This is a genomic window from Bowmanella denitrificans (genome assembly GCF_002887595.1).
Taxonomy (GTDB): domain Bacteria; phylum Pseudomonadota; class Gammaproteobacteria; order Enterobacterales; family Alteromonadaceae; genus Bowmanella; species Bowmanella denitrificans.
Genome location: NZ_PEBU01000006.1, coordinates 257,005 through 283,324, shown reverse-complemented (window position 1 = coordinate 283,324; position 26,320 = coordinate 257,005). Strand labels below are relative to the sequence as shown.

General features: G+C 51.2%; 21 protein-coding genes. 8 read left to right on the top strand and 13 right to left on the bottom strand.

Features of this window, described 5'->3' with window-relative positions; translation table 11 throughout:
• Positions 1-228: 228 nt before the first annotated feature.
• The 7 genes from truA to fabB all read right to left on the bottom strand — a co-directional run bounded on the left by truA (position 229) and on the right by fabB (position 10,606).
• A complete protein-coding gene (gene truA, locus CSR04_RS13405) occupies positions 229-1,020 on the bottom strand; it encodes a tRNA pseudouridine(38-40) synthase TruA (protein WP_102796791.1) in 792 nt (263 codons plus the stop codon).
• Between the two features lie 55 nt (positions 1,021-1,075).
• Complete coding sequence (locus tag CSR04_RS13400) at positions 1,076-2,335, bottom strand: proline hydroxylase (RefSeq protein ID WP_102796790.1); 1,260 nt, start codon at positions 2,333-2,335, stop codon at positions 1,076-1,078.
• Between the two features lie 80 nt (positions 2,336-2,415).
• Positions 2,416-5,277 carry a FimV/HubP family polar landmark protein gene (locus tag CSR04_RS13395; RefSeq protein ID WP_102796789.1) on the bottom strand — a complete coding sequence of 954 codons (2,862 nt, stop codon included), beginning with the start codon at positions 5,275-5,277 and terminating at the stop codon, positions 2,416-2,418.
• 293 nt (positions 5,278-5,570) lie between these two features.
• The gene (locus CSR04_RS13390; protein WP_102796788.1) at positions 5,571-6,587 is read right to left on the bottom strand and encodes an aspartate-semialdehyde dehydrogenase; all 1,017 of its coding nucleotides are present in this window, start codon (positions 6,585-6,587) and stop codon (positions 5,571-5,573) included.
• A gap of 50 nt (positions 6,588-6,637) precedes the next feature.
• The gene (locus CSR04_RS13385) at positions 6,638-7,768 is read right to left on the bottom strand and encodes a 4-phosphoerythronate dehydrogenase (RefSeq protein WP_102796787.1); all 1,131 of its coding nucleotides are present in this window, start codon (positions 7,766-7,768) and stop codon (positions 6,638-6,640) included.
• Positions 7,769-7,832: 64 nt separating this feature from the next.
• Positions 7,833-9,131 (bottom strand): ATP-dependent RNA helicase RhlE, encoded by a 1,299-nt coding sequence (rhlE, locus tag CSR04_RS13380; protein WP_102796786.1) that lies wholly within the window; start codon positions 9,129-9,131, stop codon positions 7,833-7,835.
• 260 nt (positions 9,132-9,391) lie between these two features.
• Entirely contained in the window at positions 9,392-10,606 is a 1,215-nt protein-coding gene (fabB, locus tag CSR04_RS13375) for a beta-ketoacyl-ACP synthase I (protein ID WP_102796785.1), read from the bottom strand.
• A gap of 203 nt (positions 10,607-10,809) precedes the next feature.
• Here fabB and mnmC point away from each other — a divergent pair, with 203 nt between their 5' ends.
• Together mnmC and glgC are read left to right on the top strand one after the other, a co-directional pair.
• Positions 10,810-12,807, top strand: a complete 1,998-nt coding sequence (gene mnmC, locus CSR04_RS13370) for a bifunctional tRNA (5-methylaminomethyl-2-thiouridine)(34)-methyltransferase MnmC2/FAD-dependent 5-carboxymethylaminomethyl-2-thiouridine(34) oxidoreductase MnmC1 (RefSeq protein WP_102796784.1) — start codon at positions 10,810-10,812, stop codon at positions 12,805-12,807.
• A gap of 351 nt (positions 12,808-13,158) precedes the next feature.
• Positions 13,159-14,430, top strand: a complete 1,272-nt coding sequence (gene glgC, locus CSR04_RS13360; protein WP_102796782.1) for a glucose-1-phosphate adenylyltransferase — start codon at positions 13,159-13,161, stop codon at positions 14,428-14,430.
• A 219-nt stretch (positions 14,431-14,649) separates the two neighbouring features.
• Here glgC and cysB read toward each other — a convergent pair whose 3' ends face one another.
• Positions 14,650-15,624, bottom strand: coding sequence for an HTH-type transcriptional regulator CysB (cysB, locus tag CSR04_RS13355; RefSeq protein ID WP_102796781.1), 975 nt, complete (start codon positions 15,622-15,624; stop codon positions 14,650-14,652).
• Between the two features lie 203 nt (positions 15,625-15,827).
• Between cysB and CSR04_RS13350 the strand changes: the two genes are divergently transcribed.
• Positions 15,828-16,520 carry a sensor histidine kinase gene (locus tag CSR04_RS13350; RefSeq protein WP_102796780.1) on the top strand — a complete coding sequence of 231 codons (693 nt, stop codon included), beginning with the start codon at positions 15,828-15,830 and terminating at the stop codon, positions 16,518-16,520.
• Positions 16,521-16,565: 45 nt separating this feature from the next.
• Positions 16,566-17,330, top strand: a complete 765-nt coding sequence (locus tag CSR04_RS13345) for a hypothetical protein (protein WP_102796779.1) — start codon at positions 16,566-16,568, stop codon at positions 17,328-17,330.
• A gap of 154 nt (positions 17,331-17,484) precedes the next feature.
• Here the strand turns inward: CSR04_RS13345 and CSR04_RS13340 are convergent, their stop codons facing one another.
• Complete coding sequence (locus CSR04_RS13340) at positions 17,485-18,396, bottom strand: LysR family transcriptional regulator (RefSeq protein ID WP_102796778.1); 912 nt, start codon at positions 18,394-18,396, stop codon at positions 17,485-17,487.
• Positions 18,397-18,526: 130 nt separating this feature from the next.
• Here CSR04_RS13340 and CSR04_RS13335 point away from each other — a divergent pair, with 130 nt between their 5' ends.
• From CSR04_RS13335 to CSR04_RS13325, 3 genes are all read left to right on the top strand, one after another.
• The gene (locus CSR04_RS13335; RefSeq protein WP_102796777.1) at positions 18,527-19,228 is read left to right on the top strand and encodes a CoA transferase subunit A; all 702 of its coding nucleotides are present in this window, start codon (positions 18,527-18,529) and stop codon (positions 19,226-19,228) included.
• A 10-nt stretch (positions 19,229-19,238) separates the two neighbouring features.
• Entirely contained in the window at positions 19,239-19,895 is a 657-nt protein-coding gene (locus CSR04_RS13330; RefSeq protein ID WP_102796776.1) for a CoA transferase subunit B, read from the top strand.
• Between the two features lie 121 nt (positions 19,896-20,016).
• Complete coding sequence (locus CSR04_RS13325) at positions 20,017-20,802, top strand: FRG domain-containing protein (RefSeq protein ID WP_102796775.1); 786 nt, start codon at positions 20,017-20,019, stop codon at positions 20,800-20,802.
• A gap of 57 nt (positions 20,803-20,859) precedes the next feature.
• Here the strand turns inward: CSR04_RS13325 and CSR04_RS13320 are convergent, their stop codons facing one another.
• The 4 genes from CSR04_RS13320 to CSR04_RS13305 form a co-directional block, all read right to left on the bottom strand.
• Positions 20,860-21,489 carry a hypothetical protein gene (locus CSR04_RS13320; RefSeq protein WP_216362564.1) on the bottom strand — a complete coding sequence of 210 codons (630 nt, stop codon included), beginning with the start codon at positions 21,487-21,489 and terminating at the stop codon, positions 20,860-20,862.
• A gap of 146 nt (positions 21,490-21,635) precedes the next feature.
• Entirely contained in the window at positions 21,636-22,865 is a 1,230-nt protein-coding gene (locus CSR04_RS13315; RefSeq protein ID WP_102796773.1) for an ABC transporter permease, read from the bottom strand.
• A complete protein-coding gene (locus CSR04_RS13310; protein WP_102796772.1) occupies positions 22,862-23,599 on the bottom strand; it encodes an ABC transporter ATP-binding protein in 738 nt (245 codons plus the stop codon). Before CSR04_RS13310 ends, CSR04_RS13315 begins: the two co-directional genes overlap by 4 nt.
• Positions 23,600-23,601: 2 nt before the next feature.
• Positions 23,602-25,032: an efflux RND transporter periplasmic adaptor subunit gene (locus tag CSR04_RS13305; RefSeq protein WP_245921605.1), complete on the bottom strand. Its 1,431-nt coding sequence runs from the start codon at positions 25,030-25,032 to the stop codon at positions 23,602-23,604.
• 274 nt (positions 25,033-25,306) lie between these two features.
• Between CSR04_RS13305 and CSR04_RS13300 the strand changes: the two genes are divergently transcribed.
• Positions 25,307-26,209: a tyrosine-type recombinase/integrase gene (locus tag CSR04_RS13300; RefSeq protein ID WP_102796771.1), complete on the top strand. Its 903-nt coding sequence runs from the start codon at positions 25,307-25,309 to the stop codon at positions 26,207-26,209.
• Positions 26,210-26,320 lie beyond the last annotated feature (111 nt).

Genomic DNA, 26,320 nt, shown 5'->3' with positions numbered 1-26,320 from the left:
CCTGATGTTGTACAGCGCCAAGCGCTGCCTTGAAATATGGTGCCGAACATGATTTCGGCCAGGTCACGCCGATATAACAAGGCATGAACCAGTTAATTTTGCGCTATTAGAGCATAAATCAAGGTAGGACCAAAAATATTAACTGGTCTTAGAAGTGATCCATACGCCACGGAATCCCAATAACGCTCAAACATCCTCTGTCCGCCATATTGTCTTCAGCCAGATTATTTACAATTGTGGAGGCAGGAATAATGGACCAGGACTGGACTGCGGCAGGCAAAACGCTTCAGGATATGTCACATCCACCAAGTACAAGCCATTGGGTTTTGCCGTAGCGGCCGCCTGACTACGATCCTTTCCAGCTAATAACTGCGCCAGCCACTCTACCGGTTTGTGTCCGCTGCCAATTTCCAACAACGAGCCGGTAATATTACGCACCATATGATGTAAAAAGGCATTAGCCTGAATTTCCAGCACCACGTAATCGCCAAGCCTATGTAAGGCTACATGGGTTACATGTCGGTTTGGTGACTTTGACTGACATATGGCGGCACGAAAGGCGCTAAAATCATGCTCTCCCAGCAAACAGGCTGCCGCCTCGTTCATACGATGGATATCAAGATGGCTGTGATAATGGGTTACCCCCTGCCGCAAAATACCACTGCGTAGCGGGTGATTGTAGATCACATAGCGATAGCGTCTGGCGGTGGCGGAAAAACGCGCATGAAACTCTTGCGGTACCTCGACCGCCCATTTCACTGCTATGTCATCTGGCAAACTGGCGTTCATGCCCAAAGTCCAGGCCCTCATTTGCCGCGCATTATTCACATCAAAATGCACCACCTGGCCGGTAGCATGCACTCCCGCATCGGTGCGCCCGGCGCAGGATAACTCTATTGGTTCCGCAGCAATACGGCTAAGGGCAGTTTCCAGTTCTTGTTGAACACTGTTGACTTCGCGCTGACGCTGCCAGCCATAATATTTTGAGCCGTCGTACTCAATCCCCAGAGCAATTCGCATTATCTTCTCTGCCAGACAAAAATTGCCGGGAGTATAACAGGGGTCCAGCCAATGCTTAAAATGTTCTGGGCAGATAACCTTTTGGCGTAAAGTGGCAGAATATATTCGCAAAGCGTTTGCCGTCAAAAGGGGTAGGACGACCATGCTTTAGCCTGGCCCCTTCATAAAACAGCACCTCTCCCGGCTTCAGAAATACCTCATGACGACGATAGTAGTTGTCCTCAATCACCAACGGCCACGGCTGATTCACTTCCTGATCAACATTAATGATAACCCCGAGTATGTGGGTTTCAATTCTGTCCCGGTGCAGCTTCAGCGCTGCCCCTTCATGATAGGTTCGCACACCATATACATAAGTTGGCTCTACGGGTGCTTGACACCAGCGTTCCACCAGGGGCTTAAGTTCATCATGTACTCTGTTCTTCAGGCTTTGCGGCAATTCAATCAGCGTACTGGAAACCCGCTTGTGCCGGTTGAACATGAAATCACCCGGCACATTTTCTTCCTTGCTATGCTGCATATTGAGTAAATAATAACTGGCTATATCGGCAAATAAACCAGGTGCCAGCTTGAGCTTCATCAAGCCACTGAAGGTGTAATTGGGAATAAATTCATTGGCCTCTTTGCTAAACATGTTTGGCGCAGGCTCAAGCTGGCTTCGGTTTAAGAAGGTCTTATACAGCAGCCCTGTGCCATCTAACGGAGAAAACAGTTGGCTGATATCAGCGCTGCCTGCCGGACTATTCTGCACCAACAACAGCATTCCGGGCGCTAGCAATAAATCCAAGCTCTCAATGGGTATGGCTGCAGTTGAGACGTTCAATACCAGCATAAAGCCTAGCTCAGGGTTGCCCTTGCTGGCCGCCAGATTGGTTAATGAACCAACCGGCGTCGCATAAGAGGGTTCAATCCCCACATATCGGCAAAGGCGCCGATCCAGGCGTCCCAAAGCGTTGTCCGGTTGCGCACTGATATTCTGAGTCAGGCATTCTGTCAGCGTATGTCGCTCGTCGGCCAGACAAAAATCTTCGGCGACAAAGGCCACAACGGGTGTTGCAAGTTTTCTGGCATTGGCCAGAAACAACTGATTTTTTTGCAGCTTTGGCCCGTATTTATGCTGGGGCTGCTTATCGCTTTTCAGGGGGTTATTTAACAGGAACGCAGGAACACTGGGTTCATAATCTAGTGCCTGCTTAATAGCCTGATGCGCATAGCCCTCATCAAGTAGAATTTTAAACAGGCTGTCTTTGCTATGGCCAGCCGCTACGTTGGTCTGGATCCATTCTTTCCAGCTTGCGTCGAATTCGGTTTTCATCGGTCATCTGTGTTGATACAGTGACCGACAGTCTACGAGTCAGGCAAAGGTGACTCAATAGCGTCACAAAAACTTCATATTCAGCTCAGATTATTCAGAATGGTTTGGGCTTCCTGCTGTTGTTCAGGGCTACCTTTTTCCACCACCTGCTGCAGCAGCTCTATGGCGGACTCTTTGTCTTCCATTTCAAGATAGGCGCGGGCCAGATCCAGTTTCGCACCTAATCCGCTGTCCTTATCCACGTCCACTACGTCTTCGTCATCTTTCACACCGGAGTATTGATCTAAGTCCACATCCAGATTTAGTTCCTTCTCCACAGTTGGCTCTTCTTCCGCTTCCAGACTTTCGCTGAGCAGGGCGTCGATATCGAGGAAATCTTCTTCCGATTCAGCCAGAGGCTTGGGTGGCTCAGGATCTTGCAAATGCTCATTCAGCAGGGCTTCAAGATCCAGTTCTGGTTCATCAGGTTTTACGTCTTCAGATTCTTGTTCTGATTCGGCATCCATGGACTCCAGCATCTGATCAAAGTCTGATGACTCCAGTTCATCTAACATCTGATCATCGTCACTGACCTTTGCTTTGGCTGTGGTGTCTTTATTTTCCAGCCAGTCGCCCAGGGCCGGCAGCTCATCGAGTTCTTTGGCCAGTTCATCAGAAGTCAGGCTTTCGTCTTCCATATCTGCCAACGCCTGCTCCAGCGCATCGTCGTCGAGAATATCATCCAGACCTGGCTCATCAGCCGCTTTATCAACCTGTTCGGCAGTTGGCGTATCAGCTTCAGCATCTGCCGCCTGTTGAGTGTCAGTATCCTGTTCAGGCACTTCCTGCTCAAATGCATCCAATGCCTGTTCGAACTCCGCCAGCTCCTGATCTATCTCATCCCCTTGCGTCTCAGTCTGGGCAACGTCTTCATCAAGCATTGTCTCCAGCTCATCAGCAGAGACCTGAATATCCTGTGATTCAGCAGATTCCTCTTCTGCCATAGGTTCTTGCCGGTTGTCGGTTTTATCCTCTGCCAACTCAGCCGGTGCATCCAAATCCGCTTCATCAGCCTCTAGTTCAGCCAGTAATTCATCACTAAGGTCGTCCCCTGCGATATCCGGCTGCTCAATTTCGGAGGCGGCGTCCTCAAGTTGGGGATTTTCGGCTTCCAGTTCAGCCAACAGCTCATCGGTCAGGTCATCCTGAGTTGCATCGGCTTGCCCGGCGCTCTCCTGCTGCGTTTCGGGGATTTCAGTATTCTCAGCTTCCAGCTCTGACAACAGCTCGTCGGACAGATCATCCAGGCCGGGCTCTGAATCAGCCCTTACGCCAGACTCAACCTCTTCATCTTCCAGCAGATTCTCATTTTCAAGTTCGGCCAATAGCTCATCGGCCAAGTCGTCCTGCAGGTTGTCGACCTGTTCCAGTTCCATCAACAGTTCGTCAGTCAGCTCATCCAGCTGTTTACCCTGGCTGGCAATTTCCTGATCAAGTTGCTCGATCATCTCATCGCTAAGAGATGACTCCTTATCCAGTTTATCCAGATCCAGGCTGTCATCTTCCACCTGGCTATCCTGTGCCATGGGCTCATCAAGCAGTTCATCTATGCTGATTTCTGGCTTCTCATCGCCACCTGGTGATGATTCCAGCATATCATCCAGTTCATCATCCCAATTGTCATCGTCCTCTGGCGCTGTGGCCGGCGATTCCTCCACCTCAGACAAGTCGATGGCCTGACCATCATCCATATCACTGATTTCATCCAGCAATTCCTGCTCATCACTGAATAAATCGTCGAGATCACCTTGGTCCAGTAAACCACCGTTTGAAGCTTCTTCCTGTTTGGGTTTATCTTCTGGCACCAGCATTTCGTCGGCCAGATCCTGGAAGTCATCAAAGTCTTCACCCAAGGCGGCATCCAGCGACTCTTCCAATTCGTCGGTCAGCACGTCATCGAGTAATTCTTCTCCAAACAGGTCGTCATCCTTGTCATCTGTCTCCAGTTCGCCAGACAGCTCATCGGTCAGCGCATCAGACAAGTCATCCATGGGGTTATCTTCTATCACCGGAGCGGGCGCTGGGGCCTGAGTTGAGCTTGCGGCAGGCTGTGGTTCATTGTTGCGACGCCTCAGCCACATGGCCAAACCGCCTAACAATAGCAAGGTTGGGATCAGTGTGGCCGCCACCATGGTAGCCGGGCTATTAAACCAGCTTTGCTGACGTTCAACTTCCTGTTGCTGTTTGATCTCTCGGGAAAAATCCACCAGTTCATTCTGCTGCTCCAGCAAAGAGGACAACTGAGTTTTGTCCTGTTCCTGGCTTTGACGCAGGGCTTCAATATCTTCATTTACCTTGTCGAGGCGCTGCAAAACCTGATTATTTTCGAGTAACAGCGCTTGTACCGAATCAATAGAAGCGGCAATTTGTTGCCTAAGACTGTCGAATTGCTGACGGTTTTCCTGATCGAGGTTGCTGAGTTTTGCCTCAATAGCTTGGCGGGTCTGTGCCAGCTCATCGGCACTGGCGCTGTTGATGGCTTTGTTCAGACTGGCCCCCGGTGAAGGGGTGGCAGTGGTTGCACGTTTGAGCGCCTGTTCGTCTAATTCAGCCTTCTGACGGGCAAGCTCTACATCAATACGGGCAATGTATTGCTCGCTGGGCAGGCGCAGCATGGCGCCGTCCACCATAAGATTCAGATTTTGCTGTTCAAACGCGTTTGGGTTGAGTTCATAAATCGCCACCATCACCTGGTAGATGCTGAGGGATTGATTCTGACGATAACGCTGGGCGATACGCCACAAGGTATCATTTGATTCGATCGGGCCATATACTACGCCCGAGAACTCCCGTGTGGCATTCTTCGGACCTTTGATGGCCACAGACTGCGCCTGACTGGCAAGGGGAAGGCCCAAGGAGAAAAAACTTGCCAGACAAAGCATCAGCAACGGTCGTATTCTCATAGTCTTCCTTCGCAGCCCCAACAAAGTACCCACGGAACCAGCCTCTCCGCGGATTTAATAGTTATCACTTTTTATAAGTAACCTTGAGGGTTACCGCCATTTTTTCGGCCTGGATTAAATTTATCAGCAATTTACATTCCAACACGAACTATAAACCAGATACCTGACCTGATCCATAAAGCCGATACTGTAGATTTATACCCATTATCGGCGGACTTTCGCTTTCTTTGAACGCAAAAAAACAGGCCCGGAACCAAGTTCCGGGCCTGTTTACCAGTCTAATCTTAGCGAGCTTACAGGTAGTCGCGCACCAACACTTCGGCAATCTGAATACTGTTGGTGGCCGCTCCTTTACGTACGTTGTCAGATACCACCCACAAATTCAAGCCATTGGGGTGAGAGTGATCTTTACGAATACGACCAACAAACACCTCATCCTTACCACTGGCATTGCCCACCTGGGTGGGAAAATCTTCGCGCTCCCGCATTAAGGTGATACCGGGTGCATCGGCCAGTAAATCTTTCACCGCTTCAGGATCAATAGGCTGATGAGTTTCAATATGCACGGCTTCACCATGACCGTAAAATACCGGTACGCGCACTGCACTGGCATTCACCATAATGCTATCGTCACCCATGATTTTCTGGGTTTCCCAATGCATTTTCATTTCTTCTTTGGTGTAGTCGTTATCCATGAATACATCAATCTGCGGAATAACGTTAAAAGCAATCTGGCGACTGAAGGCTTTTGGCGTCACTTCACGGCTGGAAAGCAGATCTGCTGTCTGTCTGGCCAGCTCTTCCATGGCTGATTTACCCGCGCCACTCACCGATTGATATGTGCAGACGTTAATACGGCTGATACCCACCGCATCGTGAATGGGTTTAAGCGCCACCAGCATCTGAATGGTGGAACAATTGGGGTTGGCAATAATATTGCGGTTACGAAAATCGGCCAATGCATGAGCATTAACCTCTGGCACCACCAGCGGAATATCCGGCTCATAACGATACTGCGAGGTATTGTCGATCACCACGCAACCTGCCTCGGCAGCCAGTGGTGCATATTTGGCAGACACACTGCCACCGGCGGAGAAAAAGCCCAGTTGCACCTGTGACCAGTCAAAGGTGTCGGCGTCCAGTACTGTCACGTCCTTACCCTTGAAACTCACCGTACCACCGGCAGAGCGAGCACTGGCCAGAGGATAAAGTTTATTAACCGGAAAATCCCGTTGTTCGAGGATTTCGATCATATGCTGGCCTACCAGACCGGTAGCACCTAAAACGGCAACATCAAAGGCTCGTGACATTTTCTGTTTAATCTCCTTGGTTGGGGTCAAGCCTGACGATCAAAAACTGATCAAGAATTAGCGGCTTTACTAGCAAAGCCGAGCCCGCAGATTGCCTTTTTCAGCACAGAATTTCCAGCACTAACTTGCAATGCAGCGAATTCTCTTCTTATAGCATAGTGCTTGCGGATATATTCAAACTGTCCCGGCTGACTCACCTGCGTTTTGAAAAGCTGGTCATCCTGGCGAATATCGTAAACACCAAATACCAGCTTTGCCAGTTGCGCCTGTTCGGCCTCATCAATAGTCATTGCGGCTAATTCCGCGTCGGGCAGAACGGCTTCAAGAGGCAGTTCGACAGGCAGGCTGAGCAACTCACCAACCTGTTGATATAGCATCCAGGTGCCTCTGGCTTTGCCTTCCAGGGTATGGCCTGCGATATGGGCGCTGGCTAAGGCGACATAGGGTAGCAAGTCAGTCAGAATATCCGGTTCGTTTTCCCACACATCCAGTACAGTGGTGAATTTCCGCCCCTGACGGTACAGTGCCAACAGCGCCTGATTATCCACTACCTCGCCACGACAGGCATTGATCAGCACCTGATTGTCACTGAGCTGCGCCAATCGTTGTGGGCCAAACAACCCACGGGTGGAATAAGACCCCAGCTCCACCAAAGGCACATGCAGGCTGATGATGTCACAGGCCATTATGGCATCCATATCCACCATGGTGCGCTTGTCCCCTTGCGCTGCAAGCGGCGGGTCGCAAAGTAAAGTGCGAATACCCAGGGCACTGAGCTTATTATGTAACTGGCTGCCTACATGTCCGGCCCCCACAATCCCGACTTGTTTGTCCAGCAACTGCCAGCCTTGTGTTTGAGCCAGCGCAAACAATGCGCTTACCACATACTCAGCTACCGCTATGGCGTTACAGCCAGCGGCGGAACCATAGGCGATGCCGCGGGATTTTAAGGCCTGGATGTCCAGATGATTGGTGCCGGCGGTCGCCGTACCCACGTATTTAAGGTTGGGACAATGGCTGAGCATTTCTGCATCGACCCTGGTGGTAGAGCGCACCAGCAGAATATCGGCGTCTTTGAGTTGAGATGGCGTGACAGTGCGGCCGCTGAAAAAATGTAACTGCCCCCAATCGGCAAAAAACTCGCGGGCATACAACAGGGAATCTTCACAGTAGATTTGCATGGGCAAAACAGACGAATGACAAAGTCCGCTATTTTGCCCACTTACCCGGGAATTACCAGTCCGATCAGGCTGCGTGTGCGGCTGGATTTCTAGGTTTGCTGCGACGACGACGGCGCTTTTGTTCACCTGCAGGGCGTTCCGACTTCTGCCCTCTGGGCTTTTCACCCATTTGTCGACGCTGAGCCCTGGCCTGTGGCTTTTGAATCGGCTCGGGTTTGGCATTGGGATCCGGCTCAAAACCGTCAATCACCACTTTTGGCAATTCACGTTTGATCAGTTTCTCAATGTCGCGCAGTAGTTTGTGTTCGTCGACACACACCAATGATACGGCTTCACCTTCGTTACCGGCACGGCCGGTGCGGCCGATACGATGTACATAGTCTTCCGGTACATTAGGCAGCTCAAAGTTAACCACATGAGGCAACTGGTCGATATCCAGTCCTCGCGCGGCAATGTCGGTGGCTACCAGCACACGTACCTGACCAGATTTAAAATCGGCCAGCGCACGGGTACGGGCCCCCTGACTTTTATTACCGTGGATAGCGGCGGCAGTGAGGCCGTCTTTTTCCAGTTGCTGAGCCAAACGGTTGGCGCCGTGCTTGGTACGGGTAAACACCAGGACCTGCTGCCAGTTGTTGGAGCCTATCAGGTAGGACAACATCTGGCGTTTTTTATCTTTATCCACCGGATGGATTGTCTGTGCCACAGCCTCTGAGGCGGTATTACGTCTGGCCACTTCCACCAGCGCAGGATTGTCCAGCAAACCATCGGCCAGGCGCTTAATCTCATCGGAGAAGGTAGCAGAAAACAACAGATTCTGACGCATGGCCGGCAATAATTTCAGCACTCTGCGAATATCGTGGATAAAACCCATATCCAGCATACGATCAGCTTCGTCCAGTACCAGAATCTCTACCTTGGACAGGTCCAGGGTTTTCTGATTGACATGGTCCAGTAACCGGCCTGGGGTGGCGACCAGAATATCAACCCCGCGGCGCAACGCAGCAATTTGCGGGTTGATATTCACACCACCGAAAATCACCGCACTGGTGAGCGGCAGATATTTACCATAGTCGCGGACACTGTCACCCACCTGGGCTGCCAGTTCACGGGTAGGAGTCAGCACCAGCGCTCGTACCGGGCGAATGCCCTGACTATGGCGCTGACCACCAAGCCTGTGCAGTAGTGGCAAGGTAAAACCGGCGGTTTTGCCGGTCCCCGTCTGGGCAGCGCCCATTACATCACGTCCTTCCAAAACCACAGGAATGGCCTGGGCCTGGATAGGGGTAGGTTGGCTGTAGCCCTGTTCGGCAACAGCACGCAACAATTCGGCCGACAGGCCAAGTTGGTCAAATGAATTCAAAATTGTACTCCGTAACCGGCCTACTCAGCGCTTGGCGCTGACACGGTCTTAGGCGGGGAAAATAAAACGTCCGGGGAATATTAAGAGGATTCGCTAGACAGGCACCGACCGACGGATGCCAAAAGAGGCGCGCACTTTACCAGTTTGGCGCCGATAAGTCTATGCGTGGCAGGAATATCATCGGCCTGGCTCCCTGCCAAGCCGACATACCATCCACCCCTGGAGGTACAAAAATAATCAGAGCTCAGTGTTGCAGCTAGCTACTTCTGATAGCGGCGCAATACCAAGGTGGCATTGGTGCCACCAAAACCAAAGCTATTGGACATCACGGTATTCAGCTGTGCCTGACGCGGTTCGGTAACAATGTCCAGCCCGGCCGCTTTAGCATCCAGGTTATGCACATTGACGGATGGAGCAATAAAACCATGTTCCAGCATCAGCAGGCTGTAGATGGCTTCATGCACACCCGCAGCGCCCAGTGCATGGCCGGTCATGGCCTTGGTGGCACTGATGGCCGGTGATTTACCAGCAAACACCTGTTGAATGGCTTCCAGTTCCTTCACATCACCTACCGGAGTCGATGTACCATGGGTATTGAGGTAATCAATACTCTCTTCCACACCATGCATGGCCTGCTGCATACAGCGCACCGCACCTTCACCGGAAGGCGCCACCATATCGTAGCCGTCGGATGTGGCGCCGTAGCCAATTATCTCGGCGTAAATCTTGGCACCGCGGTTTAAGGCATGTTCCAGCTCTTCCACCACCACCATGCCACCGCCACCGGATATCACAAAGCCGTCACGATCAGCATCATAAGTACGGGACGCTTTATCCGGGCTGTCATTGTATTTGGTGGACAACGCGCCCATGGCATCAAACTGCATGGCCAGGGTCCAGTCCACTTCTTCACCACCACCGGCAAACACAATATCCTGCTTACCCAGTTGAATCTGTTCAAGGGCATGGCCAATACAATGGGCGCTGGTAGCACAGGCTGAGGAGATGGTGTAGTTAATACCCTTGATTTTGAAGGGCGTGGCCAGACAGGCAGATACGGTGCTGCTCATGGTCCGGGGCACCATATATGGGCCAACCCGTTTTACGCCTTTTTCGCGCAGAATATCCGCCGCTTCCACCTGATTTTTCGAAGAAGCGCCGCCGGAGCCAGCAACCAAACCAGTGCGCACATTGGAAACCTGCTCATCACTCAGCCCGGCATCTTCGATAGCCTGTTGCATGGCAATAAAGGCATAAGCTGCTGCTTCGCCCATAAAACGCAGGGCCTTGCGGTCGATATGCTCGCTCACATCCAGTTCAATATTGCCCCATACCTGGCTACGCAGGCCCATATCGGCGAATTGCTGGGAATAACGGATACCGCTTTTGCCCTGTTGCAGGGATTCCAATACTTGCTGCTTATTGTTACCAATGCTGGACACCACGCCCAGTCCGGTAATCACGGCTCTTCTCATTTTGTTACCTTCACTTAAAAAAGTGCCCTTATGGTAATGATTTTCTCGGCAAAACTGGTCTGCTCTTTAAGACCAGACGCGCTACCGACGGTTCAATGTTAAAGCCATTGTTTTGCTTTATGCCAAGCGGGCCGGGCAACTTTTTACTGCCATCCCACTATCACGTAGAATAGCGCCCCTGCTGTTGTGATTAAAGACCTTGCATGGCCATTCAAACCGCCCAGATAGATTTTAACGAACAAGGCACGCCAGTGGCCAATGCCTTTGACGATGTGTATTTCTCTAACGCCAACGGTTTGGAGGAAACACGCTATGTATTTTTGCACAACAATCAGATTCCACAACGTTGGCAACAGTGGCAGAACGCGCATTTTATAATTGCCGAAACCGGTTTTGGCACGGGGTTGAACTTCCTGGCCAGTCTGGCCGCCTTCGCAGACTTTCGTGTGAATCACCCAAGCTCACCGCTTAAGCGTTTGTATTTTATCAGCACCGAGAAGTTCCCTTTATCTCAGGGGGACCTGCAACAGGCCCTGAATCATTGGCCTGTGCTGGCAGAATACAGCCAGGCACTACTGAATAACTATCCTCATCTTACCGCTGGTTGTCACCGCCTGCTGTTTACCCTGTATGACGCCGACGTGGTTCTTGATTTATGGCTGGGCGATTTACACGAATTGCTGGTGCAGTGGCATTGCCCACCAACAGGACTGGTGGATGCCTGGTTTCTGGATGGATTTGCCCCCAGTAAAAACCCGGATATGTGGACAGAGCAGTTGTTTACACATATGGCAACACTGGGGAAACAAGATTGTACTTTCGCTACTTTTACTGCGGCAGGTTTTGTGCGTCGCGGTTTACAGCAGGCCGGTTTTGCAGTGGAAAAACGCCAGGGATTTGGTCACAAACGCGATATGCTGGCCGGTTACCTGCCCAGCAAGCTCCCGCAGGCAGATAATCAACCCTGGTACTTTCGCCGCACAGCAGCACATAAACAGGTTGCCATCATCGGCGCAGGACTGGCCGGCGCAAATCTTGCGTATAGCCTTTGCCAAAAAGGCTACCAGGTCTGCTTATACAGTAAAGCCATTGCAGATGGCGCCTCGGGTAATCGCCAGGGCGGCTTCTACCCTCAATTGCATGTGGATGACAACCTGTCCAGCCGCTTTATGGCCCAGGCCTTTGGCTTTGCCCGTCGTCGCTACGCAGAATTACTGACAAGCCAGACCGTGGACCACGATTTTTGTGGGGTGCTGCAGATTGCCTTTAATGCAGCCCTTAAGGACAAACAGCAAAAACTGGTGCAAAAAGGGCACTGGCCGGCGAATCTGCTTAAGCCCATTGACAGTCGCGCAGCCTCAGATATTGCCGGACTGGATATCCCCTACCCAGCCTTGTTTATTCAGGATGGTGGCTGGCTGGACCCGGCCGGACTAACCCAGGCACTGCTACAAACCTGTGGCGACAATCTTCAAATCATACAGGGCAAAGTACTTGAGGAGCTCGTCCACCAAGATGGACAATGGCAACTGCACTGGCAGGATGGTAGCCATAACCATCATCCCCTGGTGGTCCTGGCAACCGGGGCTGAATCGGTGCATTTACCACTATTGCATAACCTGCCGCTGCGACCGGTACGCGGCCAGGTGGAACATATCCCCAGCCTGCCGGCCTATACCAAGCTTAAAACCGTGTTATGTCATAAAGGCTATATGACCCCGGCATTAAATGGCCGCCACGCTATGGGTTCCACTTATATTAAGCAGGATATGCTCTGCGACTACCGCAGCACGGAAGCCGAGCAAAACCTGGCCATTCACCAGCAGGCAATGGCGGGTTGCGATTGGGCCGGTCAGCTAATCACCGATGGTCAGGGACGGGCTTCGGTGCGCCTTGGTCTGCCCGATCACTTGCCGTTGGTTGGTGCTATGCCGGACTTACCCGCACAGTCCATGAGCTATGCGAACCTGTATTTGGGTAAGGCGCCTCAAGGCTATGCTCAGGCCACCGATCTGCCGGGCTTGTATTTGCTCATGGGGCTGGGCTCCCGTGGATTATGCACGGCGCCTTTGCTGGCCGAGATGTTGGCCAGCCAATTAGCGGGCGAGCCCTTGCCACTGGACAATGCGACGCTGGCAGCCCTTAGCCCTAATCGCTTTTTAATCCGTGATTGCCAGCGTAAACCTGCAAGCAATAGCTAGCGGATTGCCACTGAAACATTCCCATATTCACCGCAGAGACGCAGAGAACACAGAGGAGAAATTATTGGAATTTCAACCCGGCGTTCTCTGCGATGAAAGGGCTCATAGGATTTTGGTGATTTTCACTTTGGTTTCGTTTGATTTCATATGGGATTTGAATAGCGATATCACTTCTGGACGGTTTGCAAACATTAGCTAGCCTGCTGTATTTTTTCACTTTTTTGTCCGGTTTTTCTATGAGCGGCAAATTAACGACGTTATATTGAACACAGCACAGGAGGTGCATAGCGTGTTTGTGCTGTCACGTGCCACTTTCGTTTTCAAATCCGACCTGCATCCAGGGAGAACGTAATGCTCGACAAGAATCAACGTTTTATCAGCCGCATGACCCGAGACACCTACGCCCTTATTTTGGCGGGGGGCAAGGGCTCAAGGCTGCATGAACTGACCGAATGGCGTGCTAAGCCGTCGGTGTATTTTGGCGGAAAATTCCGGATTATCGACTTTCCCCTGTCTAACTGCCTGAACTCAGGTATCAAAAAAATCGGTGTCGCCACCCAATATAAAGCCCACTCGTTAATCCAGCACCTGGTGCGGGGCTGGTCGCATCTTAATGTGAACATGGGTGAATTTGTTGATGTGCTGCCCGCTTCTCAGCGCACCTCGGAAGCCTGGTACAAAGGCACCGCCGATGCCATCTTCCAGAATATTGATATTATCCGCTCGGTAGCGCCCAAATATGTGCTGGTATTGTCCGGTGACCATGTCTACAAGATGGATTATGGTGAAATGCTGGCCTACCATGTGGAATCCGGCGCCGATATGACCGTATCCTGCATTGAGGTACCGATAGAAGAAGCCGCCGGTGCCTACGGTGTGATGACAGTGGATGAAGACTGGCGCATTCGCAAGTTCGACGAAAAGCCACCGCATCCTACGCCTTTACCCAGTGATCCCACCCAGACTTTGGCCTCTATGGGCAACTATGTATTTAATACCGAATTTTTGTTTGACCAGTTAGTCAAAGATGCAAACAACGACAGTTCGGAACACGACTTTGGCAAAAACATTATTCCGTCATTGATAGAAAGCTGTAAGGTCTATGCCTTTCCGTTTCGCGATCAGGACAGCGGCAAACGTGCTTACTGGCGGGATGTAGGCACCCTGGATGCCTTCTGGGAAGCCAATATGGAACTGATTTCGGTAGTGCCCGAACTCAACCTATACGATGACAGATGGCCGATAATGACCTATCAGGTGCAACAGCCACCCGCTAAGTTTGTGCTGGAAGATGGCGATCGGGTGGGTATGGCCACCAGCTCCATGGTCTCCGGCGGCTGCGTCATTTCCGGCGCCCGTATTCGCGGCTCCCTGCTGTTTTCCGAAGTGACCGTCAGTGATTATTCACAGGTGGAAGACTCAGTGATTCTGCCCAGCGTCAATATCGGTAAGCGTTGCCATATTCGTAAAGCCATTATCGACCGTGGCGTAGATATTCCCGACGGCACCCAGATTGGTATCGACAAAGCCGCTGATGAGGCCCGCGGCTTTCGCGTCACCAGCAAGGGCGTGACCCTGGTCACCGCAGGTATGCTCGGCCAGCAACTGAAATGCTCAATTTAGGCGAATTGTTCAACCATCGGCAGCAACGGCTGCCGACTGCTCTGCCAGTAACAAAGCAGGCAAATTTTCTCGTCTAATTAACTTGCACAAAATTAACTTGCACAAAGCCCAGTGGGTTGGAATTTATTCCGACATCCCCCGCCAAAACTCGCAACTCGCAACTCGCAACTCGCAACTCGCAACTCGCAACTCGCAACTCGCAATTAATTATCTGCCAACTCACTTGACCGGTAAGGTCAGATCTTTAAACATCCGCTCGATATCGTCGTTGCTTTTTTGCATCATGGCTTTTTCCACCACATCTTTGGTCAGATGCGGGGCAAAACGTTCGATAAAGTCATACATATAGCTGCGCAGGAAGGAGCCTTTACGGAAGCCGATTTTGGTGGTGCTGTACTGGAACAAATGACTGGCATCAATTTTGACCAGATCGCCGTCCAGTTTTTCATCCAGCGCCATCGAGGCAATCACACCAATACCCACACCAAGACGTACATAGGTTTTAATCACATCGGCATCGGTGGCGGTAAACACAATTTTGGGTTCCAGCCCGGCACGGTTAAAGGCATCGTCCAACTCGGAGCGACCGGTAAACCCGAACACATAGGTCACCAGCGGGTACTGGGCAATATCTTCAATGGCAATGGAAGTGCGCTTGGCCAGCGGGTGTTCACGGTTGACGATAATACTGCGATTCCAGTGATAGCAAGGCAGCATCACTAAATCGTTATATAAATGCAGCGCCTCGGTGGCAATGGCAAAATCAGCCTCGCCTTTGGCCGCCAGATCGCTGATTTGCGAGGGCGTGCCCTGGTGCATATGCAACGACACCCGCGGGTATTTGCCCATAAAGCCCTTAATCACCCCTGGCAGCGCATAACGGGCCTGAGTGTGGGTAGTGGCAATATTCAGTTTGCCCTGGTCCGGCAGGGTATGTTCGCGGGCCACTGCCTTGATGCTTTCCACCTTGGCCAGAATTTGACGGGAAATATTAATCACGTCTTTACCGGCTTCGGTGACATGGGTGAGGTGTTTACCGCTGCGGCCAAAAATCTGTACACCTAACTCATCTTCCAGCATCCTCACCTGTTTGCTGATCCCCGGCTGAGAGGTAAACAGGCTCTCGGCGGTAGCGGACACGTTAAGGTTATTATTGAGGACTTCGACTATGTATCTGAGCTGCTGTAGTTTCATTTTGTTGCGCGGGCCATTCTTCTGTTATTTCCTATATGCAAAATATATATACTGATGAGAAGATTAATTCCATAAAATTTTAGATAAATACCGGGATTTTCTTCATTTAGGGGCGATAACCAATTGTAGGTTAAGGCATTTGGCTTTCCCTGCCGAGGCATTATTGGTATAAATCAGAACATCTTATCCGGGTAGCGGTGACTATGCCTACATCATCCAAGCTGATTGATTTTTCTTCTGTACTGGCTGCCGGTGTGCACGACATGAAAAACTCCTTGTGCCTGCTGTTACAGTCCATTGAAAACCTCAGTCAGATGGTGCCCGACAGCAACCCGCAGATCAGTGAAAACCTGGCCAGCCTGCAATACGAGGCGTTTCGTTTAAATACCGGGCTGATGCAATTGTTGTCACTGTACAGGGCGGAAAAGCAAAACCTGCCCATCAGTGTGGATGAGCACTATGTGGGAGATATTGTTGAAGATATTCTGGCCACCAATGAAGGTTACATCAGCAACAAGAAAATGCAGTTGGATATTGAAGTAGCCGACGATATTGCCTGGTATCTGGATGCTGATCTTATCAATGTGTTGTTAAACGATATTCTAATAAACGCCATGCGTTACAGCAAAAAACAGCTTAAGCTGAGCACCTTTGAAGAAGATGGCTATTTGTGTTTTCGCATTGAAGATGACGGCCCTGGCTATCCGCCAAGTATGCTGCTGGCCGGTAACAGCGATATGCAAGACTTTGATATTGCCAGCGGGCGCACCGGATTGGGCTTGTTCTTTGCCAGAATGATTGCCCGGGCACACAGTAATAATCATCGCCAGGGTTCCATTCACCTGGAAAACGGCGGCAAACTGGGGGGTAGTGTGTTTACCCTGAAATTACCCTAATATGCTGCGCCAGAGCGGATATAATAACAAGAAAGTGACGATTTTATGTTTACCATAGTCATCATCCTTATCGTGGCCCTGATCATTGTGGCCATTGTGATCAACGCCATTCAACAGCATAAAGAGCAGGTTGAGGCGGAGCGGCGCGCCGAAGCCGCCAAGCAGAAGTCCATTGTCGATGAAACCGAGGACGTGCTGATGGCCGCTGCACAAATGCCGGTATCGCAGCAATTGATCCTCATCCTGAATAAACGCGTGCTTAATGCCCTGCAAAGCATGTACGAGCTTAACCCCAAGGCGATGGATATCAAGCAACGGGTCAAGGATGCACAGGAACGGGTGGATGCCATCAAACCCGAGCAACTTGCCCCACCCACCGACAACTTCATGCTGCCCGAAAATGATAAGCAAATCATTATGCTGATCCAGGGTATTAAGAAACTGCGTGCTTTGTTGCGCTCTGAAAATTCCAAGGGCAAGGTGGATACCCATGTATTTCTTGATGAAGATAAACGCCTGGAGCGCCTGCAACTTAAAGTCAACGTCGAAACCCTGGCGAAAAGGGCCAGAGGGGCAGTACAAAGCAATATGCTGGGCTCGGCCAGACAGTATTTTGAAAAAGCCATTGCCGCGCTAAACGCCCAGCCATCGCCGGATGAATATGTTATCAGCAAACGCCAGGAACTGGAGCACCAGTTGCAAACCATCCAGGACAACCTACGCAACGCCAACGCCGCTGACCGCGCCAAACGCAAAGATTCAGAGCGGGATGACCTGGACGAATTATTTGCGCCCAAGAAAAAGTGGTAGTAGTGGCTGCGCCATTGGCGCAGTCAGACTGTTGACCCATATGCACTGTGCAGCCACCCAGTCTACCTTGTAGCAGCAGAAACATCTAAACCGCTGCGAATCTCTTTGCCCTCAGCGTCTGTGCGGTGAATGAAATTTATTCGGCAACAGGTATTCAACCAGAGCGAAAACGGCTTTCCAGCATAAGTTGTAACTGCCGGGCGGGCACCGACAAGTTACTACGGCTACGGTGGATTATGCCAACCCGTTTGGCGCCGCCCTGATGTTGCAAAGGCAAGGTACAAAGGCCACGGCGCTGCATATCCTGTTGGCAAATGGCCGGCACCACTGACACGCCCAGCCCTGCCGCAACAAGTTGCCCGACCGTGGATAGCTGACTTGCCTCGGCCACCACGCTCACCTGTACCCCTGTTTCCTGCTGCGCCTGTTCACACCAGGCGCGAATAGTCGAGCCGCGGTTCATTGCCACATAGGGCTGGCCTTGCAGATCCTGCCAGCCTAACGCAGCTCTGTGCTGCAGTGCGTGCGCCAGCGGCAGAATAACCACAAAGCTGTCATCAAATAAGGGGGTAAAGTCCAACCCCGGCATATGCTGCGCCTCAAATATAATGCCCAGCTCTGCGCGACCGTCTAATACCGCGTCTATCACTCTTTCCATCACCATATCCAGCAAACTGATATTGATATTCGGATACTGCTGATGAAAGGCCTGCAGCACTTCTGGCAGCAAACTATTGGCAAAAGACGGCATGGCGGCCAGGGTCAATTTTCCACGCTGCATGGCAAACAGATTATGTAAATCGGTAAAGGCTTCATCCCAGTCGTGCAGCAGGCGCTGTGCCACCGGCAAAAAAGCCCGCCCCTCAGGGGTTAATTCCACCTGACGGGTGCTGCGGGAAAATAAATTTCCCCCCACCGCCTCTTCAAACTTGCGGATGGCAATAGACAAAGCCGGTTGCGACAAATGCAATCTGCTCGCCGCTTCGGCGAAGGAGCGGCTGTCAGCCAACTGCACAAAAATCTGCAACTGGCGTAAAGATACCGAGTTGGGCACAGACAAATTCATAAATATAATTTATTAGTTGGTAAATTAAATTGATTTTACATATTTACAACATTACTCAATACTGGCGCAATAGCCTGGCTGCTTTCTACACTTGGCGCTGGGCAATTTATCAGCTAAACAGGAGAATCCGATGGCAGGTTTTGACAAGGTGGTGTCCAGCTACGCAGAGGCCATGGCCGGACTGACAGACAATATGACGGTCATTGCCGGTGGCTTTGGTCTGTGCGGTATACCCGAGGGCCTGATTGGCCAGATTAAGCGCATGGGCGTAACAGGACTGACCGTGGTTTCCAATAACTGCGGTGTGGACGGCTTTGGTCTGGGTATTTTACTGGAAGACCGGCAAATAAAGAAAATGGTCGCCTCTTACGTGGGTGAAAACGCCTTGTTTGAAAAACAACTGCTTAGCGGTGAACTGGAAGTAGAACTAACCCCACAGGGCACGCTGGCAGAAAAAATGCGAGCTGGCGGTGCCGGCATCCCGGCATTTTATACCGCCACCGGCTATGGTACGCCAGTGGGGGAAGGCAAAGAAGTCAGGGAATTCAACGGCCGCCCTTACATATTGGAAGAGTCCATCACCGGCGATTTCGCCATTGTGAAAGCCTGGAAAGCGGACCGTTACGGTAACTGTGTTTACCGCCATACTGCGCAGAATTTTAACCCGATGGCGGCCACCGCGGGCAAAATCACCGTGGTGGAAGTGGAGGAAATTGTCGAGCCTGGCGAGATCCCCCCCAGTCAAATCCAAACCCCGGGCATTTACGTGGATCGCGTGATCAAAGGCAGCTTTGAAAAACGCATCGAACGCAAAGTCACCCGCAGCGCATAAGGAGAACAATATGGCCCTTTCAAGAGAACAAATCGCGATGCGCGTGGCGCAGGAATTTAAAGACGGTAGCTATATTAATCTGGGTATTGGCATTCCTACCCTGGCGGCCAACTATGTACCTGAAGGTATTACCGTGATGCTGCAATCGGAAAACGGTCTGCTGGGTATGGGCCCCTATCCTACCGAAGAGCAGGTGGATGCGGATATGATCAACGCCGGTAAGGAAACCGTCACGGCCAGTACCGGTGCGTCTATTTTCAGCTCCGCCGAAAGTTTTGCCATGATCCGCGGTGGCCATGTGGATATTACCGTGTTGGGGGCGTTTGAAGTGGACCAGCAGGGCAATATCGCATCCTGGATGATCCCCGGCAAGCTGGTGAAGGGCATGGGCGGCGCCATGGACCTGGTCGCGGGTGCCAAAAATATCATTGTCACCATGACCCATGCTGATAAACATGGTCAATCCAAACTGCTGGAGCAATGCACCCTGCCGCTGACCGGAGTCAATTGTATTAACCGCATTATTACCGATCTGGCCATGCTCGAGATCCGCGACAACGCCTTTTATTTACTGGAACGTGCGCCTGGAGTGTCAGTGGATGAAATTCGCCAGAAAACCGCCGGTAAACTGATCATTGAAGGTGACATTCCGGAAATGCAGTTCTAACTGCAAGCTATTGCCCCTGAATTTCAGGTACTATCGCGAAGCCAGCTTATGCTGGCTTTTTTATTTTTTCGTCACATCCCTTGGCTAGACTTAACTACACAGAATCGCACCCGTATTATCCATGCATACTTTGATTGCCAAATCCTGGAGCCACCTGCAGGAGCTGTTATTTGATGAGTCCTGGAGCCCGGCCATTAGCCGCTATCGTTCCCCTTTTGTATTCAGAGGGTTACCGGACGCAAGTTTCAATCTGAAAACCTCGCTGGCTCGTCTGGGCGGCGAGTATGCCAGCCTTGAACGCCATTTATTGCGAAATTTCAGAAAATACGGGCATGACAGCTTTGACACCACTGGGCCCATCTGGCACTGGCTGACCATGGCTCAGCATCAGGGCTTACCCACGCGCTTGCTGGACTGGACCTACTCACCCTTTGTGGCGATGCATTTTGCTACCGCGGATATTCGCCAGGGTGACAAAGACGGGGTGATATGGAAGGTCAACTACCATGATTCATGCAAGCAATTGCCAGAGCCAATGCGTGAAAAACTCGAATTCGAAGGGGGCAACGTCTTCACCGTGGAGCTGCTAACCGAGCTGGTGCGCGACCTGGATGCGTTTGCCCAACTGGATCAGTCCGATTTCTTTTTGTTCTTTGAACCGCCGTCACTGGACGGGCGCATTATCAACCAACATGCACTGTTCAGTGTAGCGTCTTCAGCCAGTATTTTAATGGACGAACTGCTAAACAAAACCAATACGCAATTTCAACGGGTGATTTTGCCAGCCGCATTAAAATGGGAAGTACGCGACAAGCTGGATCAGGCCAATATCACGGAACGGGTGCTTTTCCCTGGCTTAGAAGGATTAAGCCAGTGGCTTAAACGCCATTACAGCCCGCGGGGATAAATGTAGTATTTAAAAAAAAGCCCTGATAAACAGGGCCATAAGTCATTGGAGAATGATTTATTTAATACCATACTGCTGTCGTCCAATCACAAACAGCCCAACTAGCATTATCAATGCCGTCAGAGGTTCCGGCACATTGACAAGGGGCTGTGTGATGTCACCCTCCCTGGATTCCATTTTAAACCTGGCCATACCGCCGCTGAACAAAAAGGTGTCGGGACGATAATCATAAGCAATGTGAAGGCTGTTGCTGGTAATACTGACAACCGGCGCAATCGCTTCTTCGATCAGATTGTCGGATAAGAGTACGACATTGGCGATAGTTTCACCAGCAACATCGAACTGAATATTGCTAATCCACACATCGAACGTCTGAAAATCCCAATAGTCCTGCGACCAGAGTGTAATGATTGCACTAGCCGGATCGTAGTCTACCCAGACCACCCCGCCATACCAACCATCGGGATTTTGCACGAAATCAGCGCTATCCAGTTCATAACCTGCGCCAACGGTCTGATTCAGACTTTGATAGACCAACGGCTGGCCTGAACCATAATCAGGCAAATTAGACTCAGTTCGAAAATCAGCCCGAATCAAAGCTGCTTGCGACGAAAGACTGAAAAGGGCCAAGGTCAGGGCAAATACTTTCATAAACATCATGAACCTCAGGTGGTTTACCAAATACAAACCTTGACGTCCATGTACTAACACAATTTACCAATGCACTTATCGCGCCAAACCACCTAACTAATTGTTTTATATAACCCGACTGAGTTGGCTCAGAACTCGTTTACAGCAATATGTCAAAAATTTTGACGTGCTGAGACGCGCCCTTATTCATACCGCAAGGCATCGATGGGCTGTAACCCCGCCGCCTGGCGCGCCGGATAGTAGCCAAAGAAAATCCCAATGACCGCACTAAATCCCAAACTGAGGATCGCTACCTGCCACTGTAGTACCGCCGCCATGGCAAAGCCCTGGGCCAATACCAGGCAGGTAAGCGCAGCGATGACGATTCCGATAGCGCCGCCAACACCACACAGTAATACGGACTCCACCAGGAACTGACGCAGAATGTCACCCGGCTTTGCCCCCACTGCCATACGCAGGCCGATTTCCCTGGTACGCTCGGTCACAGACACCAGCATGATATTCATTATGCCGATGCCGCCAACCAGCAACGACACGGCAGCCACTCCCGCCAGTAAAGAATTAAAGACCTGCATGGCCTGCATTCGGGTCTCAACAATTTCGGACAGATTACGAATGCGAAAAGGGATGTCATTGCCCGCAGATTTGAGTCGCTGACTCAGCAACCGGGTCATTTCTTCTTCCACCCAGGGCATGTCTTGCTGCGTAGCGACTTTTACCGTGATGCTGCGAATGGCCTTAGGATTAGCCCGGTTAATGCCACTGATTTTCTTGCGCACCGTATCCAGCGGCATAATTAGCACATCATCCTGATCGTCGCCCCTGGCACTTTGGCCTTTCGCCCCCAGTACCCCTATGACTGTGACCGGCAACTTATTCACTCTGATGGTTTGTCCAATCGCTTCACCGGCACCAAACAATTCCCGGCGCAGAGTTTCGCCGATTAGCGCCACTTTTGCCCCTCTGCCCAACTCAGCAGCACTAAACTCGCGACCATCACTCAGGGTCCAGTTTTGTGCCACTAACAGGCGATTGTCTGACCCTATCACATTGGTTGCCCAGTTGAGATTGCCGGAAATCACTTGCACATTGCTGCGTAATTCTGGCGCAGCAGCGACTACCGCTGAAATATTGTGTTCAATCGCATCGGCGTCGGCATCGGTCAGACGCTGCAGCGAACCGGCCTGACCGCGTACCCCAGCACTGTTAAAGCTGCCACCAAATACCACAAACACATTGCCACCGAGATTGCGGATCTGCTCATCAACCTGGCGTTTGGCACCATTCCCCAGGGCCAGCATAATGATCACTGAAGCCACACCAATAATAATCCCCAGCATAGTCAGAATGCTGCGCATCAGATTGACGCTGAGGTTATTCCACGCCCCCATTAGCAGTTTTCTGTTGGTCATGAAGCCGCGCCCTGTTTAAAAGCAAGCAGTGCATCGCTGGCATCTTCAGGAGTCTGCTGTTGATCAGACACCAGTTGCCCATCCCGAAACATCAGAATACGACTGGCAAATGCGGCAATATCAGGTTCATGCGTTACCAATACCAGGGTTTTGCCCTGGCGGTTTAACGCCTGGAATATCTGCATAATCTCCAGACCTGTCTGGGTGTCTAATGCGCCTGTCGGCTCGTCAGCCAACAAAAGCGCTGGTTCATTGACCAGGGCCCGGGCAATGGCCACCCGTTGCTGCTGGCCACCAGATAACTGTGAGGGCATATGCCAGAGTCGCTGCGCCAACCCTACCTGTTCAAGACAGGTCAGCGCCCGGTGTTTGTGCTGCTCGTCCGGTAGCATGGAATAGAGTAGCGGCAACATCACATTTTCCAGCGCACTGGTGCGCGCTAACAAATTGAATTGCTGAAATACAAACCCAAGATAGTTATTTCTAACCGTTGCCAGCGCATTGGCCGACAACTGCGATACATCCTCCCCTTGCAGTATAATTTGGCCACTGCTGGGCGAGTCCAGACAACCAATCAGGTTCATAAAGGTGGACTTACCTGAACCAGATGGGCCCATCACCGCGACAAACTCGCCCTGCTGTATATCCAAATCCACGCCTCTAAGGGCCTTAACCTGCTGCTCTCCCGCACCATATTGTTTGCACAATTGCCTGATTCTAATCACTGATGCCATGCTTATTCCCCATACTGAGCACGAATAATCAATTGCGTACCGTCAGCCAGTTGTTCGCCTAACAATTCAGTGTAGTCGTTATTTTCCAATCCAATCAGAATCTTACGCTCTTCAGGCTGACCGTTTTCTGACAGCACCCATACAGAAGCCGATGAATTTCGAGTACTGCGTTGCTCACGGTTTAACGCTTGATAACGGGTAAACTGTTCCTCACTCAGCAGCGATTTGAGCTTATTTTGAAAAGCCTGGCGCTGCTGTTGCATTGGATTGACCCCGCCTGGAGGTGGCCCGCCTGCCATTTGCTGGCGCAATACACGCATGTTGTCGCGCGTACTGTCCTGTAACGCCCGCACCTGCTTAGCTTGTTCACCTGAAAGCTGTAATTGCGCCACCCAATCCGGCATTTGTCTTGTCTCAGACGGTTGCGGCCCAAGGCTTGTTCCTTTGGGTTTGAAACGCAGGGCGGCATTGGGCAGGCGCAATACATCTGTGCGTTCGCCCAGCACAATGTCCAGATTGGCCGTCATTCCGGGCAGCAAAGCCTCGCGACGATTAGGTGCTTCAACTATTACCTTATAGGTCACCACATTGGACACCAGGTTAGCGGCTTTTCGAACCTGGCTGACGCGGCCGCTAAACTGCCGCTCCGGGTAAGTGTCCACCGTAAAGCGCACGGCCTGCCCTTCGGCAATGCGACCGATATCGGCTTCATCCACATCGGCTTCTATTTGCATTTGGGACAAATCCTGGGCAATGGTAAACAATACCGGCGCAGATAAACTGGCAGCAACCGTTTGCCCTACATCCACTTCTCGGCTGATAACCGTACCTGAAACCGGCGAACGGATCAGGGTGCGGGTCAAATCCAGTTCAATTTGCTCTTTCTGCGCCTGGCGCTGCGCCAGTTGCGCCTGTGCGCTGGTTACCTGCGCACTGGCCAGTTGAATCTGCGCCTCGGCCACCTCTTGATCCAGTTTGGCCTGGTCCAAATCATTATCGTTGCTGAGCTGCTGCTGAAATAATTGTTGTGCCCGTTGTAAGGCCCGCCGGGCACGCCGCCCCTCCGCCTCAGCCTTTTGCAAACTGGCCTGCTGCTGACTGATACTGGCCTGGGCCATCAGAATATCCGCTTCGGCCTGACGTAATTTGGCTTTGATGGTGCGATCATCGAGACGGGCAATAATCTGGCCTTTCTCTACTTGCGAATTGAAATCAGCCAGCAGTTCAACTATCTGCCCAGAAAGTTCGGAGCCCACGTCCACGGTAACGACGGCCTGCAATGTGCCGGACGTATTGACCAGACTTTGCAATGTGCCGCGACTCACGGCCTGGGTTTGATAGTGCACTGACGCTGACCGGGCCTCGCCCCCCAGCCAATACCAGCCGCCGACGAACAGCGTCAGACCAACAACCGAGAAAACAACTTTACGCACTTGGTATCCCTCATTATTCCCTGCGCTCAGTATAAAAAAGTCCGCTCTGACCGTCTGTCAGGCCAGTGTAAAGTTTGCGTAAAGGCTGATTTTCCAAACCCACAATAGTCATTGTGCTATAGTGCGGCCCGGACAGCCCACAGAATAAGCACACTCCCTTAGTTCATTCTTTATTTTGCAGCGTACGAGTAGAAATCGTTGCAAGAGCCTTATTTTTACAACTCTCTATAATTTGGTTTTTTCTGCTTTTTTATTACTTTAGGGGATGTAATAAATGAAAAATAATAACCAAATAATCTATAAAAATCCGGCCGAGGTGTACCTTAGTTCCCTTGATTCACCCATGTCGGTCAGAAATTCCACATTTGCGCTTAACGGCGTATGCCGCCTGTTGGGCAGCTCCGGCTTTGCAGATTTTAACTGGTCGCAGATTGACTATGTAGAGTTCTTAAAGCTTAAGAAGATGCTGATAGATAAAGGCTTGCAGCCCGGCACCATCAATAACTATCTGATTATAATGCGCGGGGCCATCCGTGAAGCCTGGAGACTGCAACTTATCAGCACAGACACTTATATGCGGATTAAAGATGTGCGGCCGGTTCGGGGTAACTCCACCACTCGCGGGCGCGGCCTGAGCGTTGAAGAACTCAATACCCTTATCAATTACCGACTGGAAGAAGCGATTCCCAGAGAAACCCGTGACAGCGCCATAATTGCCATTTCCTATGGCGGCGGACTGCGCCGCAGTGAGATAGCCAGGCTAAACACCAGTGATTACGACGGCCAGCGCCTTATTGTGAATGGAAAAGGCAGTTATAGGCGCTTTGTCGTGCTTCCAGGCTTCGCTAAGAAGGTGCTGGATCAATGGCTTGGTATGCGAACTGGCGAGTTTGAAGCCCTCTTCTCACATGTCGGTAATAGCCAGTATCTGCAACAAAAGCGGGTAAGCCGCCATACCATCGGGAAGATTATCAAACGGCGCTATGAACTGGCTGGGGTGCGTAGCTTTAGCCCGCATGATCTGCGTAGATCCTTTGCTACTAACCTGCTTGAAACTGGGGTGGATCTGTTTACTGTACAGCGCCTAATGCGGCATAAGAATATTGCGACCACACGCTTGTATGATGCACGGGGGGAAAAATCTGAATTTGAAGCTATTCAACAACTGCCTTTTTAAACATTTATTTTGTCAAGCCCTGAACGGTGCTTACATGAACCCCAGATTATAGTGGGCAATCATACCCTCAAAGCAATAAGGCCCGACTTTGAATTGGCCGGGCCTTTTAAA